The 16057-nt window shown below is 52.5% G+C and carries 15 protein-coding genes; 12 read left to right on the top strand and 3 right to left on the bottom strand.

Going from position 1 to position 16057, the window contains the following annotated elements; translation table 11 throughout:
* Positions 1–18: 18 nt before the first annotated feature.
* Together NYE26_RS21765 and NYE26_RS21760 are read right to left on the bottom strand one after the other, a co-directional pair.
* Positions 19–1758, bottom strand: a complete 1740-nt coding sequence (locus NYE26_RS21765) for a HAMP domain-containing sensor histidine kinase (RefSeq protein WP_339250084.1) — start codon at positions 1756–1758, stop codon at positions 19–21.
* Entirely contained in the window at positions 1755–2489 is a 735-nt protein-coding gene (locus tag NYE26_RS21760) for a response regulator transcription factor (RefSeq protein WP_339250082.1), read from the bottom strand. The genes NYE26_RS21765 and NYE26_RS21760 overlap by 4 nt, the downstream gene beginning before the upstream one ends.
* Positions 2490–2708: 219 nt before the next feature.
* On the opposite strand from NYE26_RS21760, the gene NYE26_RS21755 reads away from it, so the two are divergent.
* From NYE26_RS21755 to NYE26_RS21735, 5 genes are all read left to right on the top strand, one after another.
* Positions 2709–3377: a type II CAAX endopeptidase family protein gene (locus NYE26_RS21755; RefSeq protein ID WP_339250080.1), complete on the top strand. Its 669-nt coding sequence runs from the start codon at positions 2709–2711 to the stop codon at positions 3375–3377.
* Positions 3378–3570: 193 nt separating this feature from the next.
* The gene (locus NYE26_RS21750) at positions 3571–5382 is read left to right on the top strand and encodes an ABC transporter ATP-binding protein (protein WP_339250078.1); all 1812 of its coding nucleotides are present in this window, start codon (positions 3571–3573) and stop codon (positions 5380–5382) included.
* Complete coding sequence (locus tag NYE26_RS21745) at positions 5375–7144, top strand: ABC transporter ATP-binding protein (RefSeq protein WP_339250076.1); 1770 nt, start codon at positions 5375–5377, stop codon at positions 7142–7144. The genes NYE26_RS21750 and NYE26_RS21745 overlap by 8 nt, the downstream gene beginning before the upstream one ends.
* A gap of 302 nt (positions 7145–7446) precedes the next feature.
* Positions 7447–7896: a macro domain-containing protein gene (locus NYE26_RS21740; protein ID WP_339250074.1), complete on the top strand. Its 450-nt coding sequence runs from the start codon at positions 7447–7449 to the stop codon at positions 7894–7896.
* A gap of 163 nt (positions 7897–8059) precedes the next feature.
* The gene (locus NYE26_RS21735; protein ID WP_339250072.1) at positions 8060–8434 is read left to right on the top strand and encodes a VOC family protein; all 375 of its coding nucleotides are present in this window, start codon (positions 8060–8062) and stop codon (positions 8432–8434) included.
* A 20-nt stretch (positions 8435–8454) separates the two neighbouring features.
* On the opposite strand, the gene NYE26_RS21730 is transcribed toward NYE26_RS21735, so the two are convergent.
* Positions 8455–9249, bottom strand: a complete 795-nt coding sequence (locus NYE26_RS21730) for a helix-turn-helix transcriptional regulator (protein WP_339250070.1) — start codon at positions 9247–9249, stop codon at positions 8455–8457.
* A gap of 187 nt (positions 9250–9436) precedes the next feature.
* Between NYE26_RS21730 and NYE26_RS21725 the strand changes: the two genes are divergently transcribed.
* The 7 genes from NYE26_RS21725 to NYE26_RS21695 all read left to right on the top strand — a co-directional run bounded on the left by NYE26_RS21725 (position 9437) and on the right by NYE26_RS21695 (position 16055).
* On the top strand, positions 9437–10450 hold the full coding sequence (locus NYE26_RS21725; protein ID WP_339257576.1) for a cellulase family glycosylhydrolase: 1014 nt from the start codon (positions 9437–9439) through the stop codon (positions 10448–10450).
* A gap of 59 nt (positions 10451–10509) precedes the next feature.
* Positions 10510–12456 carry an alpha-L-arabinofuranosidase C-terminal domain-containing protein gene (locus NYE26_RS21720; RefSeq protein WP_339250068.1) on the top strand — a complete coding sequence of 649 codons (1947 nt, stop codon included), beginning with the start codon at positions 10510–10512 and terminating at the stop codon, positions 12454–12456.
* A 137-nt stretch (positions 12457–12593) separates the two neighbouring features.
* Complete coding sequence (locus NYE26_RS21715) at positions 12594–12785, top strand: type II toxin-antitoxin system HicA family toxin (RefSeq protein ID WP_339250066.1); 192 nt, start codon at positions 12594–12596, stop codon at positions 12783–12785.
* Positions 12786–12809: 24 nt separating this feature from the next.
* Entirely contained in the window at positions 12810–13235 is a 426-nt protein-coding gene (locus NYE26_RS21710) for a type II toxin-antitoxin system HicB family antitoxin (protein ID WP_209988406.1), read from the top strand.
* A gap of 224 nt (positions 13236–13459) precedes the next feature.
* Positions 13460–14035, top strand: coding sequence for a TetR/AcrR family transcriptional regulator (locus NYE26_RS21705; protein WP_339250064.1), 576 nt, complete (start codon positions 13460–13462; stop codon positions 14033–14035).
* 65 nt (positions 14036–14100) lie between these two features.
* Positions 14101–14712, top strand: coding sequence for a GNAT family N-acetyltransferase (locus NYE26_RS21700; protein WP_339250062.1), 612 nt, complete (start codon positions 14101–14103; stop codon positions 14710–14712).
* Between the two features lie 164 nt (positions 14713–14876).
* Positions 14877–16055 (top strand): ROK family transcriptional regulator, encoded by a 1179-nt coding sequence (locus NYE26_RS21695; protein WP_339250061.1) that lies wholly within the window; start codon positions 14877–14879, stop codon positions 16053–16055.
* The last annotated feature ends 2 nt before the right edge of the window (positions 16056–16057 follow it).

Raw genomic sequence — 16057 nt, 5'->3', positions numbered from 1 at the left:
AGAACTGGTGCCCTTATTTTAGCATGGCAAAACAATCTCAAACTCCGTGCCCTGCCCGATTGTCGAATGTACCTTAATTTCCCCGCCGTGTGCCTCCACGATGGTCTTGGCGATGCTCATGCCGAGGCCGGAGCCGTCGGTGGATTCCTCGGTGTTGGTTCCGCGGTAGTAGCGGTTGAATAGATGATGCAGTGTTTCCTCGTCCATCCCTTTTCCATTATCGAGTACCCGAATGCAAGCTTTATCGTTGACGCGGGCAAGAGTGACGGTAATAGTTGTGCCGGGCGGATTATGCTTGACGGCATTGGACAGCAGATTGTCCATCAGCCGCTGTAACCAGGTTACGTCTGCCTGTATGAGCAGGGAATTCTCTTCCCCGGTGTACTGAAATAGATACTCAGACATAGTGGCGTCATTGACGTACTTTAATACGGAGCGGCGCACCAATTCTGTCAGATCTGTCTCCCGGCGCACCATGATGGAATCGCTCTGCTTAAGCTGATGGATCAGGGAGAAGTCGGAGATCAGCTCCAGCATGTAATCCCCTTTTTCCCGGATGGTCGCGCCCATGATCCGCATTTCCTCTTGGCTCCATTGCTCAGGCAGCTTCTCCAGCATATACCCGTAGCCTTGAATCGTGGCCAGGGGTGTGCGCAGATCATGGGAGATCCCTGACATCCACTCCGCTTGCTCCTTCTCCAGCCTCTTGCGGTCCCTCTCGATTTGCGCCAATTGATGAGTCATCTGATAAAAGGCTTGAATCACTTCCTGATAGAGCCTGTTGCGGGTTCGCATAGTGCCATTACGGCGGAAGACCTTGCGCTTGTCCTTGGCGGTCAGCACCTCATCGTACTGGCCCTGGCCCATCCGTTCGAACCAGCCTGCGAACAGAATCAGGGGCCGCCCGAAGCGGTAGCCATGCCAGATGGAGACCGACAGCGCGAGGATCAGGATCAGCACGGCAGTCCAGATGAGTCTCGGCGTTACATTTTCCAATACAGGATGCTTCAGGGGGAGTCCTGCTGCATGGGGCGTGTAGACGATCCAGGTCATTCCGCTCAGCTCGTCCCGGTGGGCCGCAATCCCCGCGTCATAGTTGTCTGGAGATTGCTGGATGGCGAGAATGTCCAGGGGCCGATATGCTTTTGGTGCATACGTCTGATCACCAATGCCTTGTACGGTGTTACTCTCAGAATCAATCACTTGCAGATAACTGCCAGTCTCCCGAAGCTGCTGTTCCAAGAGGGGAACGGCTTCACTTCTTATCCTTCCTTGCTGTCCGTAAGCGTTGAACCACGCCGTGAGCTGGTCCAGGTCAGGGGTTGGATAGCCGAGTACATATAGAAGCGGGTCCTGAAACGAGAAGTTCAGTTGTGTCTGCACAGCATAAGCTCCCAGTCGCCGTGTCTCCTGGATATTGAGCAATTGAGCAGTGGAGTAGGAGGCAGGGAGTGCAGGGTAGGGAGTTGTATTGATACTGTAGACGACCTCTCCTTCGGCACTAACTACCTGCAGCCACATCTCTTTCTCCTCAATAAGCTTGTTCCACTGGGAGAAGATGTGAAGCTTCCCGTCTTTGTACTGGGCTTCTTGGGCAATCTGCTCCAGGACGCCAACCGGAAAGTTCCGGCGGATCTCATTGCTGGTCATGTTCTGGAATAACATGATGCAGGCAGCCAAGGCAAGGGTCACAATCGCTAGAGCATAGAAAATCAACTGATACGTGAAATGGAAGGCCATGCGCTGCTGGATTTTCATCGATCCCCCGGCTCCTTCACCAGCTTGTAGCCGAGTCCGCGTACCGTAAGCAGCAGCTTCGGGTCGCCGGGATCGATTTCGATCCGCTCCCGGATGCGGCGGATATGCACCATCACGGTCGAATCATCGCCCTGGCCGTTGATGCCCCATACCTTGTCGTAGAGCTGGGTTTTGGAGAAGACGATTCCGGGATGCCGGCAGAAGTGCAGTAATAGCTGGAAGACCTGTGCAGGGCAAGGAATAGGCTGTCCCTCTACAGTCAACTCACCCTCCGCCTCGTTAACGGTGAAACGGCCGAACCGGTAAATTCCTGCATCGGGAACCTTCGCAGCAGCGGACGCCAGGACTTCCGGCTCCAACCGGCGTATGCGCGCTTGAATTCTTGCGGCCACCTCCAGGGGGTTGAAGGGCTTGGTGATATAATCATCCCCGCCCATGGCGAAGCCTCGTAGAATATCGAGATCAGTGGCCTTGGCTGTCAGGAACAGGATATAAGGATTCCCGTATTCGCGGATCTTGGAGCAGAGCTCCAGCCCACTGCCGTCGGGAAGCATGATGTCGAGCAGGACGATATCGGGGACCACGCGTTGCACCAGGCTGATAGCTTCAGCACAAGTGGAAGCCCCATATAGTTGTTGAAAACCTTCGCGGCGAAGCACCATTTGCAGCATGGTGATGATCGAAGGTTCGTCGTCAATGATCGCGATTTTAATCGCGGATAGATTTGGCATTTTGTCACCCTAGTTCAAAATAGCATAGTTATCTTAACAGAACCTAAACAGCGGGGACAAAATTAAGCCAAAATTCAGCGTTTCGTTTAAGTTCCGTTCCGGCGGGGTTGGTAGGATAGGTCTGAGCAGCACAATAGAGCTTCGATGAGAAGAGTAGGAGGAAAATAGTATGTGTATAAATGGTCACGATCTGGGGGAATGGCAATGAGCAGCCCTTCCATGTCTGAAATGACTCACACCCGGCCCGGCTGGCCGGAGATTCTAACTGCACTGTCCCTCTATATGATCGGCGTCGTATTCCTTGGTGTCTGGATGCTTCAAATTCCTGATGAGCAAGCCATCTTGCGTATTAATATCGGTGGGGCGGGCAATGGTCTGATTGGCTTCCTGGCTCTGTTTGCAGCCTACGCCCTGCGGATTCGCAATTTACGTGCTTTCGGGTTTCGGAGGACGGAGCGGAAATGGCTGCTGGTGGCGGTCGTCATCGGGATTGCCGCGTTCGGGGGATGTTTTGTGATCGAAGGGATCTATTATCACTTTATTACCGAGATCAACACCCAGGCAGACTTCCAGACAGCAGCGCAAGGCGGTCCGCTCTCGCTCTTCATTCTGATTATCACCGGGGCCATCCTCACGCCGCTCAGCGAGGAATTTGTCTTCCGCGGCGTCATTGCCAATGCCCTGAACCGTTATGGCCCATGGGCCGGAATCGTAGGCAGCGCTGCAATCTTCGGCGTGGTTCATGGATTCACCGTGATCCTGTTAGACGCATTCATGGTCGGCGTTCTGGTGGCATACCTGTTCCGCAAGACAGGCTCCATCTGGCCGGGAGTCGTGGTGCATATTGTGTATAATGGCCTTAATCTTCTCTATTATTCTACGTTGTAGATGGAGGAGGGAGTGAGTACTTAGGCTGTCGGGAGATTCCCGGCAGCTCTTTGCATTAGTTTGAAAGACTAACCCCTATAATCTGACAGGTTATTCCTCCCGTATGGAAATGATACTATGAATTAGGGCACGCTTTGCGAGTTTTCCTATTGTGATTCGTCCCTAATATCATTCATTCCAACAAGGAGATCACATGCTTACTTCAAGAAAATATACAGTATTCGATCTGATCGGGATTCCGCTTCGGGTGATTCCGGTGCAGACGGTGGCGGCGGTGGGGTATATGCTGGTGGATGCTCTGATGCCTGCTTATCAGACGCTGGTGATGGCTTATTTCATTAATACGGCGACCGATATTGTGAATGGCCGGGCGGAGTATTCGTTCATCTATAGGCCGCTTGCGCTGATTATGGGTTATGTGATCGTCACTCATCTGCTTCCCAGCCTGATGCAGCTGGTTGAGCTGACGGGGCGCAATCGGCTGAATGTGCGGCTAAAGCGGGAGATGGTGCTGAAGCAGGCGCGGCTTGCGTACCAGCATATTGAGAATAAGGAGACCTCGGAGTTAATCCATAGGGTGTGCGGAGATCCGGTGGGTCATTTCATGGGCGGGTTCAACAATATGATGAGTGGACTGAATCTGCTGATCGGAACCGCTTCGCTGCTTGTGATTGTTATGTCGTCCACGTTCATTACGGGGATTGTGATTGTGCTGGTTGCGGTGCCTTTGTTCTATATCGCCATGAAGACGGGCAAGGCGAATTATGTGCTGGGGATGGATGCGCAGCGGATACGGAGGAGGAGTGCGGATATAGCCAATATTTTGACCAGCCGGGAGGATGCGGAGGAGCGCAGTTTATTCGGGTATAGTCCGGCGCTCAGGGACCGGTACGACAAGCTGTATGATCAGACGTACGCGGTGGAGAAGAAGATACAGATCCGAAGCTTCATTCATCTGAAAAGCGGCTCGATCATCGCCCTGCTGATCGGCATCATTATAGTGGCCTTGCTGTTACCTGCACTGCACTTGGGTGAGCTAACGATTGGCCTGTACATCTCGCTGGTGACCGCGATCTTCAGTCTCGTGCAGAGGATGTCCTGGCAGTTAGCCGAGACGATGCAGGAGCATGCGCGGATGAAGGAGTATCTGCAGGACTTCTCTGTTTTTGCCGGACTCAGTGAGAAGAAGGATGCTGCTGCTCTACCTGTGGAGTTGGGCGGCTTCGTTTTTCAATCGCTGGAATTCAGGCAGGTGAGCTTCCGCTACCCGGATACGGAGAGATACATATTGAATCAATGCTCGTTCACCATGTTTAGCGGGAAGAGCTATGCCATTGTCGGGGAGAACGGGGCCGGTAAGTCCACCCTGATCAAACTGCTCACGGGGATGTACGATAACTACGAGGGCGAAATATTCATTAATCATAAGAATCTGCGGGAGTACAGCTATCCGGAGCTGAAAAGCATCATCGTAGTGGTCTTCCAGAATTACGCCAGGTACGCGCTGACGATCCAGGATAATGTCCGGTTGGGGAATATCTTGAAGAAGGATGAAGAGCGAATCAGTCACAGTATAAGCAAGATGAATCTGGGTGAGATGGTCCAGGGGCTGGAATCCGGTCTCAATACTTATGTTGGCAAAATCCAAAAGAACAGCCTGGACCTCTCCGGCGGACAGTGGCAACGGTTGGCGATAGCCAGACTGTTGTATTCTAATTCTGCCATCCATATCATGGACGAGCCTACGGCTGCCCTGGACCCGATAGAAGAGAGCAGACTATATGAAATGTTCAGCAGCATCCGCGCAGACCGGTTCACCATATACATCACCCACAGGCTGGGCGCTGCGAGAATCTCGGATGAGATCCTGGTGGTGCGTAGCGGGCGGATTGCGGAGCAGGGCTCCCATGAGCAATTGCTGGAACAGCCGGACGGGATATACCGGAAGATGTTCGCCAGCCAGAAGTCGTGGTATGAGGCAGAGAGTAAGGTGCAGCATGGATAGAATACAGGGGCAGGGGTTCCTGAGGAACGGGGTCAGATGCCTGCGGCTTTTATTCCAGGTGAATCCCGGGATGTCTTATACGTATATCGGCATTGCCTTGCTCCAGGCGGTCTCCTGGGTGCTTCAGGTGTTATTTATGCAGAGGTTTCTGGATGCGGCTGCTGCTTATGCTACAGATCGAATAGACTTCAAAATGATTCTCTTTTCCTTGGGCATTCTGGCGCTTGTGTATCTGTTCTATCATGTCATGGATGGACTAGGGAACTGTTATGAGGAGATTTACGGGCTAAGCGTGGGCAAGCACCTGAATCTGATGATTTTTAAGAGAGTAGATTCGTTACAGGTCTCTGAATTCGAGGACACGAAGCGGCTGGATTATATCCACAAGGCTGTGAACGGGAGCGGCAAGCTGATCTGGATCGGGACGACCTTACTGGACATTCTGTTCTACTATACGACTTATTTCGTGTTCATCGGGTGGTATCTGTTCACGCTCAAGCCAGTGCTTGCGCTAAGTATTGTCGTCGTATTCGTTCCGGTGATGCTCTCTCAATGGGTGCTGATGTCAGCATTCAAGAATCTGGAGGCGGCATCTGCCCCGATCCGGCGGGAAAGTGACTACTATGAACGGTGCTTGACGGACAAAGCGTATCTCTCAGAGACCCGGTTGCTGGGGGCTACTGCATTTTTCGAGAATCTGTATACCTCTGCCCTGCAACGGTTGAACGCTATTGTACTTCGGACGCAGGTACGCAAGCATCTCGTGCAGCTCATTCTGAATATAGTGACGGTTATGGGCTACGGCCTGATTGTGTATATGCTGTTTGTGTCTGTGATGAGGCAGGAGATTTCGATTGGAGCTTTTGCGGCGGTGCTGGCTTCGATTGGCAGTCTATACCGGTTCATGAACAAGCTGATCACCGAGAGAATCGCCTGGGCTACGGAGAATATCGGGTCTACTGAGAATTTTCTGGATTTCATCGACGAACCTGTTCAGAGGACCAACAACATACCAAGGCCTGCAGACAGTGATATTGAGCTAAAAGCTGTCCGGTTCCGCTATCCGCTGGCAACCCGAAATGCGGTTGAGGAGATCGACCTGATCATTCCGAACAAGCAGACGCTGGCGATTGTAGGCGAGAATGGAAGCGGGAAGACCACGCTGTGCCGCATCATTCTGGGATTATACCCGCCTACGGAAGGGGAAGTGTGGTACGGGAACGTGGAGGCTTCGCGGGTTAGCTATGAGCGAACGTCGGCTGTTTTTCAACATTATCGCAAGTATAATGAGACCTTCCGGGAGAATGTGCGGATCAGCCAATATTCTAAACTAGCAGATGATTCCGCAATAGTATCCGTGTGCGAGGAGGCCGGGGTGCTTTTATCCGGTGAAGGGGTTAAGAGAGGGCTAGATACGATGCTGGGACGCGAGTTCGGGGGCACGGATCTATCCGGCGGCCAGTGGCAGCGTGTAGCGATTGCGCGCGGATTGTTCCGCGACAGCGATTATATGATCTTGGATGAACCTACGGCGGCCATAGATCCCCTGGAGGAGACCCGTCTGTATAACGACTTCGCCGCCCTGTGCCGGGATAAAACCGCAGTCCTCGTGTCCCACCGGTTAGGCTCCGTGAAGCTCGCGGATCGAATCCTCGTGATGAAGGCTGGAAGGATCGTGCAGGACGGCACGCATGAGCAGCTAATGAGCATAGAGGGCGAGTACCGGACGATGTATGAGGCGCAACGGAAGTGGTATGTGTAGTAGGGGGCGGAGGATTCATATAGAAGGAACTGATATAATTCTAAATACAAGAATGAGATAGATTGAACTTGAAACTATTCGGATAGGGAAGAGTGACGGAGGAGAATTTTGGAGCTGGAGGAGCGGTAGCGTCCGCCTTTGTCACCGGATTTCTACTGCTAATATAGTTCAAATTAAGAAATCCGGGGACAACAGCGGCCGGAAGGCCAAACATTCTCTGGAGTCACGACTATCCCGGAACGGACATCCTTAAGTTCAATCTATCTGCCAAACACCAAAGTCACAACAACAAGGAGAGAACCATGACCATCCAAATCGTAAACGGCGATCTATTAGAGGCCAGTGAAGATATTCTAGGGCACCAGGTGAATTGTCAGGGGGTGATGGGGTCGGGGATTGCGAAGATTCTGCGGGACCGCTATCCGAACTTATATCCTGAGTATAAAAAATACTGTGACCAGTACACGCCTGACGAGCTGCTTGGACACTGCCAGCTGGTGCAGACGGGCGCGAAGTACACGGCGAATCTGTTCGGCCAGCTTAACTATGGAAGAAGCAAAATCCGGTATACCGATTATGCTGCGCTGGAGCAAGCGCTAACCACACTGAAGACCGAAGCGCAGGCCAAGGGGCTGTCTGTAGCTCTCCCTTACAACATTGGCTGCGGGCTGGCGAACGGGGAGTGGAGTGTGGTGGAGGAGATGATCGGGAAGGTTTTTGCAGACTATGAAGTTACTTTATATAAGATTTAAATTATCTGTGCGCTATACTTCTGCTATCTATAAGCTTTAAGTTATGAAGCAGTCCGCCTTAGAGGGGGCTGTTTTTTATAGATTTATATTGCGAATTACTATAATATAGAATTATATTATGAAATTAAGTTTCATTAGATGAAACTTTTGAGGAGGAAGAGGTATGGCTTACAATTTTTATGGTCTAGACCATGTACAACTGGCAGCCCCGGAAGGCTGTGAAGCGGAGGCCCGGAGATTCTTCAATGGGTTGTTAGGCTGGACGGAGATTCCCAAACCGGAATTGCTGCAAAAGCGTGGCGGGGTTTGGTTCCAATGTGGGACGCATCAAGTACATATCGGGGTGCAACGGGATTTTGTTCCCGCAACCAAAGCGCATCCGGCATTTCATGTACAGCACTTGAATGAGTTGTGTGAGTACCTGCTGCAGAATAACATTCAAGTCACGAATGATGAAGCGAGGGCGGATGAAGGCGTTAAGCGCTTCTATGTAAACGACCCTTTTGGGAATCGTCTTGAGTTCTTGGAATATCACTAAAAATAAAGCCAGACTGCTTATCAGCGGTCTGGCTTTATTTTGTGCTCCCTGTACTGGGTGGGCGTCTGGCCCAACTGCTGCTTGAACTGGCGCATGAAGTGGATCTCGCTGGCGTAGCCGCTCATTTCTGCGATTTTTTTGACGGACATGTCTGTGGTGGTGAGCAGGTATTTGGCATGTTCGATCCGGCTGGCAATAACGTCGGCCATCGGGCTTACGCCGAAGTAATCTTTATACAGGTGCTGGAAGCAGGAGCGGCTCATGGTCAACTCGTGGGACAGCCCATCGATGGTCCAGTTCAGGAAGGGCTGGTTGAAGATTTTGGTGCGGATGACGGACATCTTGTTGAAGTGCGTGTTGCCGACTTCCTTCTGGGTAGAATGAATCCGGTTGCTCAGCTTAATGAAGAATAAGCGCAGATATAATTCGATGGTCTCGTTCTTATGCGGGTTCTCGGAATACACCTCATAGCACAAATGGTTAATGATGATCGACAATTCATTCAGGTCGCCAATCGGGATGACTTCATCCCTGGGGATCGCCAGCCGCTCCAGCAGGGCTTCATCGCTAGAATTGTCCAGCCGGAAATGGAACCAGTCATTGGTAAACTGCGGCCCGTATGCCCGGTAGAGCTGAGGAGTATGCTCGCTGTACAGGATGAAGGAGTCCGGCCCTGTCACCCGGCTCTCTCCCTTCAAAGTGAAGATGGCCGGGGTCTTCAGCAGCAATAGCATATAGTCTCCCGAGCCCTGGGGCCGGTTAATGATGAAGTCCGCGTCATGGCTGTGGTTGTAGCCGATATTGTGTATGTTCATAGGAGCCTCCCGCATAGCAGATAGATCTATTGTAAAAGCAAACAGGCTGCCTTGCAAAGGGAGATTGCACAATATGTTAGTACTTACGCACGATGTGTAATTGTTCTGCGGCCAGGGTTTATCTATGCTTAAGACAGGTAGAAGTAAGAGCTTACAATGAAGGCTGAGGCCGGAGAGGATGATCGTGATGAAAGAATGGACGGGTTATACCAGAGGTGTGAATCTAGGAGGCTGGCTGTCCCAGTGTCCGTATCAGCATGCCCATTATGAGAGCTTCATTACGGAGAAGGATATCGAGACCATTGCTTCCTGGGGCCTGGACCATGTCCGGCTGCCGGTGGATTATGAAGTGATAGAGGATACAGGGAATGCAGAGGCTTACGCCGGGTTCAAGCATATCGACAACTGTATCCGCTGGTGTGCTGCTAATGGGCTGAATCTTATTATTGATCTGCATAAGACGCCGGGCTTCTCCTTCAACAGCGTGGCCGAGAATTCCCTGTTCGATGATCCGGCGCTCCAGCAGCGGTTCCTGAATCTGTGGACATCGATTGCCAGCCGGTATGCCGGTTATAAGGATACTGTGGCTTTTGAATTGTTGAATGAGATTGTGGAGAAGGACAGCAGCCGTTGGAATGCGCTGGCCCACCGGACGATTACGGAGATCCGCAAGCATGCACCGGAGACCAAAATCGTCATCGGCGGCATCCAGTGGAACAGCGTGCATACGCTGGAGCTGCTGGATCAGCCTTTTGATGAGAATATCGTCTACACCTTCCACTTCTATGAGCCGTTCCTGTTCACACACCAGCGTGCGGCTTGGGTGGAGCAGATGCCAAAGAGCAGCAAGGACTATCCGGGTGACCTGGAGAACTACCGCAGCACTTCGGCGGCCATTGGCGCTTTTGGCTCGGGGCTTCATGCAGAGGGTATCAGCGAGATGGGTCCAGGATACATGACCAGCCTGATTCAGAACGCTATCGATGTCGCCGCTGAGCGGAACGTCTATCTATACTGCGGGGAATACGGCGTCATTGAGCAAGCTCCTTCGCAGAGCGTGGTGAACTGGTATAAGGATGTACATGGAGTGTTCGAGCAATACAAGATCGGCCGGGCCGCATGGACATATAAAAAGATGGACTTCGGCATCTCCGACCGCTACGACAGCAGCATTACGTCTGAGATTATTTCTTATTTGTAGGCGTGGATAGAGAGAACTGGAAGAAATACAGACAAGGGAAAGTGGCGGAGGGGAAATAAATGAAACTACAAATTACAGATAAGCCCGCTGTATCGATATCCAAGGGGATGATTGGGCTGTTCTTCGAGGATATCAACTATGGTCTGGACGGCGGGCTGCATGCCGAGATGATTGAGAACCGTTCCTTTGAGTTCATGAAGGCGCAGGGCGACAGGGGGAGCTACAGCGAGAGCTATAACGGCCTCTACGGCTGGACGGCATATCCTGCAGAGGCCAGCGGGGCCACGCTGAAGATTGAGATGGAGCATCCGCAGAATGAGGTGAATCCTCATTACCTGGCGTTTACCGCCGGGGAGATGCAGAACGCTTTTACCAATAAGGCCTATGATGGAGTCTCTCTGAAGCAGGGACTATCGTATGAGGTATCCTTCTATGCCAGAGCGGAGGGTTATGCAGGCGGCATTGAAGTTTCGGTTGAGCAAAATAGTACGGTTATGGCGCAGGCTGTCATCGCGACAGCGGTAGGGGAAGAGTGGACACGCTATACAGCGCAGCTTAGCTGCAATGAGCCTGTGTCGTATGGGGATTTCGTCATCCGGCTGGATGCTCCGGGTACGGTCTGCTTCGACTTCGTCTCCATGATTCCCTCCGACGCGGTGCTGGGTCTGTTCCGCCGGGATCTGGTCGGGCTGCTGGAGGAGATGAAGCCAGGCTTCCTGCGGTTCCCCGGAGGGTGTATTGTTGAGGGCTATACCCTGGAGAACCGCTACCAATGGAAGCGGAGTGTGGGCGCTGCCGAGCAGCGCAAGAATAACAGCAGCCGCTGGGCGCTGCACGGCAATCATGAAGAGAATCAGTACACGAGCGAGTACAGCCACTATAATCAGAGTCTGGGGATCGGGTTTTATGAGTATTTTCTGCTGTGTGAATATCTGGGAGCGCGGCCGATTCCGGTGCTGAATGTCGGGCTGGCTTGCCAGTTCCAGTCTACTGAGCATGTGGGCGTACACGATGAAGATTTCCAGGAGTATATCCAGGATGCGCTGGACCTGCTGGAATTCGCCAACGGACCGGTGGATTCACCGTGGGGCCACTTGCGGAGTGAGATGGGTCACCCAGAGCCGTTCGGTCTGGAGATGATTGGAATCGGCAATGAGCAGTGGGAGACGGAGCATGCAGACTTTTTCACCCGGTACGATCTGTTCGAGCAGGCGATTCATGCCAAGTATCCATCTGTGCAGCTAATCGGGTCTGCGGGGCCGGATGTCAGCTCGGACAACTATACCCGGGCGTGGGAGTATTACCGTAAGCGGGCTGCGGGTAATCCGAACTTCGTCTACGCTATCGATGAGCATTATTATGTGAAGCCGGAATGGCTGTGCGAGAATGTGCATTTCTATGATGAGTATCCGAGGGAGATCAAGGTGTTCGCTGGAGAATATGCGGGTCACTATGGCAACGGGATGAATTCGCCGCACTTCAACAGCTGGGGCGCTGCGCTGGCAGAAGCCGCATTCCTGACAGGACTTGAGCGCAATGCCGACATCGTCGTGCTGGCCTCTTATGCTCCGTTGTTCGCCAGACTTGGCTACGCCCAGTGGTCGCCGGATATGATCTGGTTCGATGGCGAGAACAGCTACGGTACACCAAGCTACTATGTCCAGCAGATGTACAGTACGCTGATGGGAACAAAGGTGCTGCAGACCGTACATGACCAGGAGGAGATTCCTTACACTGTTTCTTATGATGAGGGGCAGCAAGTCCTGTACGTGAAGCTGGTGAACACGCAGGACCGTACCGTTCAGGTGGAGCTGGAGACAGCATTGTCCTTGACCGGAAGCGGAGTGGCTTATGTCATGCAGGGACAGGAAGCGGAAGTGAACTCTATTGAGGCTCCGCGCAACATCGCTCCTTCTAGTGTGCCGCTTGAGACCGCGAACTCGATGGTGTATGAGCTTGAGCCCAAGTCGTTCCATGTGCTGCGGATGGAGTGCCAAGAGAAGTAACCTGTGTGGTACAATCAAACCTCTTAAGAAGATTAATGAGCTTTTTAAGGGGTTTTTAAATATGATTAAGGCTTATATTCATCCATTGACACGTGCTTTCATACGTATTATCCTTGATGAAGGAGGATGGTTATACTATGAAGGGTTATTCTTCAAGAGAAATGATAAAAATGATCGAAGCAGACGGGTGGTATTATATCCGGGCGACTGGCGACCACTATCAATACAAACATCCAGTCAAGTCGGGCAAGGTTACCATTCCACATCCCAACAAAGATCTGCCGAAGAAAACCATCATAAGTATCCTCAAGCAGGCAGGACTTCAATAGTTCCAGCGAAAGGAGATCATTCAAATGAAGGATAAAGTAAAATTTTACCGTTATTTTGCGACCTTTGAACAAGACGAAGATGGAATTACTGTAGAATTCCCTGATCTTCCTGGTGCAATTACTTGCGGTCAAAATATAGACGAAGCGTTCCAAATGGCCAAAGATTGTCTCGCGCTGCACCTATTTGGGATGGAGGAAGACGGCGACTTGATTCCTGCTCCCTCTGGTATTGATGCGCTCAATAAACTCACAGCAGGAACGGGGAAAATGGCTGCTCTAATCGAGGTGTTCATGCCACCTTACCGGAGTTCCATATCAGAACGTTCCGTGAAAAAGACACTAACTATTCCCAAATGGCTGGATGACCTCGCAGCAACAAATAACGTGAATTACTCACGGATTCTGCAGGATGCATTGAAGGAACAGCTCGGTGTGAATGAAAGAAGATAATCCATAGATAACAAACCTCCCCTGTGGAGGAAAAAGTCACCTCCTTACGAAGCGTTCAGCTTTTCTTGAGGGGGTTTTTACTTTGGCCTTGAACAATTTGACACCACCCACCTCCCGGTATAAAATAAACTTAAATGATAGATAAACATCTCATTATAATAATTAAAGTATCATTATGTTAACTGAAATATCACTCATCCTACAGCAGAGGCAGGCCTATATTCATGAAAACCAGTGTTAAAGATACCAAACGGAAGGCCATTCTGGATGCATCGACGGAGCTGCTGGCGATGAAGCCGACGGCTACGCTGCAGGAGATCGCGGATCACGCAGGGATCGGTATTGCGACGCTGCACCGGTATTTCTCTACCAGGGAGCTGCTGCTGGATGCGCTGGCGCTGAATGCGATCGGGCTGGTGGAAGAAGCGCTCGGGGGAGTTACCGCAGAGGAGCATGATATGCTCCCGTTCCTGACGGAAGTGTTCGAGGTGCTGATTCCTTTGGGCGGCAAGGTGTCTTTTCTCAGCTCTGCAGCCTCAGTGGACGAGAATCCGCATATTGTAGCCGAGGAAGCACGGATCAAGCAGCCGCTGCGTGAAGCGGTGGAGGGCTGGCAGGCACGCGGTCTGCTGAATACCGGAATGCCCGCCCACTGGATCATCACGGTCATGTATAATCTGTTGTTCGTTGCCTGGCAGGAGATCCAGAAGGGGAATCTGGCGAAGAATGACGCTCCGAAGCTTCTGGTAAATACAGTCCTCCAAGGCTTTGGCAGAACAGGGCAAGGGGACAGCAGGTAACCGTGAAGCGGGCTGGTTCCCTAAGGTGGATAGAATCTGGAGTGGAACAATAAGGAGGAACCTGTATGTCAACACTGCAAGTAGAGATCGTAGACCGCTTGGATGAAGAACAGAAACGTGAGGTCGCCAGGCTATACTATCAGGCTTTCACCTTGAAATTCAGTGGAATATGGATCTTCTCCCGTGAAGAGCAGGATATTGTGGAGGTGCTGAGCCGCTGCCTGCGTTATGACAACGCCCTGTACGCGGTGTATGAGGGAAGGGTCGTAGGCTTTGCCGGTCTGGAGACAGGCGATGGCTTCTTCATGATGCTGAGCTACCGTTCGCTCAGACAGACCTTCGGTGTGCTCGGCGGCGCTTGGCGTTACGCAGCTTATGGCTTCTACCGCCTGCTCAATGGCAATACCCCCTCTAATGCAGTGCATATCGATCCGCTTGTAGTGTCCGAGCAGGCCAGAGGGCTGGGCGTCGGAACCCGGCTGCTGGAGGCCGTCTTCGCGTGGTCCCGGGAGGCGGACCGCAGTAAGGTGATGCTGGAGGTTGTCGATACGAATCCGCTGGCGAAGAAGCTGTATGAGCGGGTGGGCTTCCGGACCTTCAAGGTACAGAATACCCGCTTGTTCTCCGCTCAGGCCGGCTTCCACAAAGTGCTGCATATGGAGAAAATGCTGAATTAGCCCGGCACTCATTCCCGATCCGCAGGAGGATCGGGAATTTTCGTGTTTTGGGAGAGGGGGAGATGAGGAAAGAGGGGCTGGATAAATCGCCCGAAAGACTGTATATTAGACTATACATTAAGTTAGTAAACTTAATTAACTATATATAGAACGGAGTATGAATCGTGAGAATTCAAACGGCCGGGACCCCCAAGGTCATGCGCAATCTGAATGAATTTCTGATTCTGGACCGGATCATCGGTGGCGGACCGCAATCCAGAGCGGATCTTAGCCGGTATACCGGCTTAAGCAAGCCTACGGTATCCTCGGCCATTGCTCATCTTATAGAACGGGGACTGGTCAGAGAGACCGGCAGAGCGGAGAACACCCAGGGCCGCAAAGCGACTCTGGTGGAATTCAACCCGAAATGCTTCTATACCCTAGGGGCAGAGGTGGGGGGGAGCAGCCTGCGGATAGCACTTGCGGATATGAGTGGAGAGATCTGCTATTACAAGCAGCTGTCTATGCCGGATAGCGGGCTGACAGTGGCGGTGTGTCAAGACTTCCTGGTTCAGAGTATAGAGGGACTGCTTGCGGATTCCGGGATCTCCCGGGAGAAGCTGCGGGCGGCGGCCTTCGGCATTCCAGGCGTGGTGGACCCGGCAGATGGTAGCGTGTCTGACCTGGTTGCCCCGCTGCACGGGTGTGAAGCGGTGCTCGCGAGGGCTAATCTGGCCCGGCTGATCCCCGTGCCTGTCGTGACGGAGAATGATGTCAACCTCGCCGCTCTGGCAGAGTATACCTCTTCGGGGATGGCGGCAAGCGGCTCTCTGCTGTACTTCTCCATCGGCGCAGGAACCGGGGGCGGCCTCATTATTCATGGGGAGATCTACCGGGGGCTTGGCGGCGGTGCAGGCGAACTAGCCAATCTGATGCTGAGCGCAGGCAGGCTGGAGGATGTGTTGTCTACAGACGGATTAAGGCAACTGGCCAACCAGATGGCAAAAGAATATACAGGCGCAGGTGATACAGCGCATCTGCTGTCTACACCTGGAGGAACGGCAGCACAGATATGGGATGCAGTGCGCAGAGGCGAGCCTCTTGCACTGGCTATTATCGAGGCCTACTGCAATCTGCTTGCAGAGGCGGTGGGCAGCATTTGTACCGTGATGGCTCCAACGACTGTGGTCCTTGGAGGCGAACTGGGCAGCCATGGGGATATCCTGCTGGAGAGGCTGGAATCCCGGCTCGGGGGGCTTCACCGGAAGCCCCGGCTGGCTGCTTCCAGCCACGGGGACAAGGATGTGGTACTTGGAGCGGTCCAGACCGCGGTCCAATTGGCTTTTCGTGAGATGCGGGCATAAGG

The organism is Paenibacillus sp. FSL P2-0136 (assembly GCF_037975325.1).
Classification (GTDB): Bacteria; Bacillota; Bacilli; order Paenibacillales; family Paenibacillaceae; genus Paenibacillus_AQ; species Paenibacillus_AQ silagei.
This window is presented reverse-complemented; position numbering and strand designations above follow the sequence as displayed.

What these genes read in the sequence shown, in the direction of transcription:
- NYE26_RS21710 (WP_209988406.1), top strand. Translation starts at nt 12,810, where the DNA reads ATGAAGGATAAAGTAAAATTTTACCGTTATTTTGCGACCTTTGAACAA.
- NYE26_RS21755 (WP_339250080.1), top strand. Translation starts at nt 2,709, where the DNA reads ATGTCTGAAATGACTCACACCCGGCCCGGCTGGCCGGAGATTCTAACT.
- NYE26_RS21750 (WP_339250078.1), top strand. Translation starts at nt 3,571, where the DNA reads ATGCTTACTTCAAGAAAATATACAGTATTCGATCTGATCGGGATTCCG.
- NYE26_RS21720 (WP_339250068.1), top strand. Translation starts at nt 10,510, where the DNA reads ATGAAACTACAAATTACAGATAAGCCCGCTGTATCGATATCCAAGGGG.
- NYE26_RS21765 (WP_339250084.1), bottom strand. Translation starts at nt 1,758, where the DNA reads ATGAAAATCCAGCAGCGCATGGCCTTCCATTTCACGTATCAGTTGATT.
- NYE26_RS21745 (WP_339250076.1), top strand. Translation starts at nt 5,375, where the DNA reads ATGGATAGAATACAGGGGCAGGGGTTCCTGAGGAACGGGGTCAGATGC.
- NYE26_RS21715 (WP_339250066.1), top strand. Translation starts at nt 12,594, where the DNA reads ATGAAGGGTTATTCTTCAAGAGAAATGATAAAAATGATCGAAGCAGAC.
- NYE26_RS21730 (WP_339250070.1), bottom strand. Translation starts at nt 9,249, where the DNA reads ATGAACATACACAATATCGGCTACAACCACAGCCATGACGCGGACTTC.
- NYE26_RS21700 (WP_339250062.1), top strand. Translation starts at nt 14,101, where the DNA reads ATGTCAACACTGCAAGTAGAGATCGTAGACCGCTTGGATGAAGAACAG.
- NYE26_RS21735 (WP_339250072.1), top strand. Translation starts at nt 8,060, where the DNA reads ATGGCTTACAATTTTTATGGTCTAGACCATGTACAACTGGCAGCCCCG.
- NYE26_RS21705 (WP_339250064.1), top strand. Translation starts at nt 13,460, where the DNA reads ATGAAAACCAGTGTTAAAGATACCAAACGGAAGGCCATTCTGGATGCA.
- NYE26_RS21740 (WP_339250074.1), top strand. Translation starts at nt 7,447, where the DNA reads ATGACCATCCAAATCGTAAACGGCGATCTATTAGAGGCCAGTGAAGAT.
- NYE26_RS21725 (WP_339257576.1), top strand. Translation starts at nt 9,437, where the DNA reads ATGAAAGAATGGACGGGTTATACCAGAGGTGTGAATCTAGGAGGCTGG.
- NYE26_RS21760 (WP_339250082.1), bottom strand. Translation starts at nt 2,489, where the DNA reads ATGCCAAATCTATCCGCGATTAAAATCGCGATCATTGACGACGAACCT.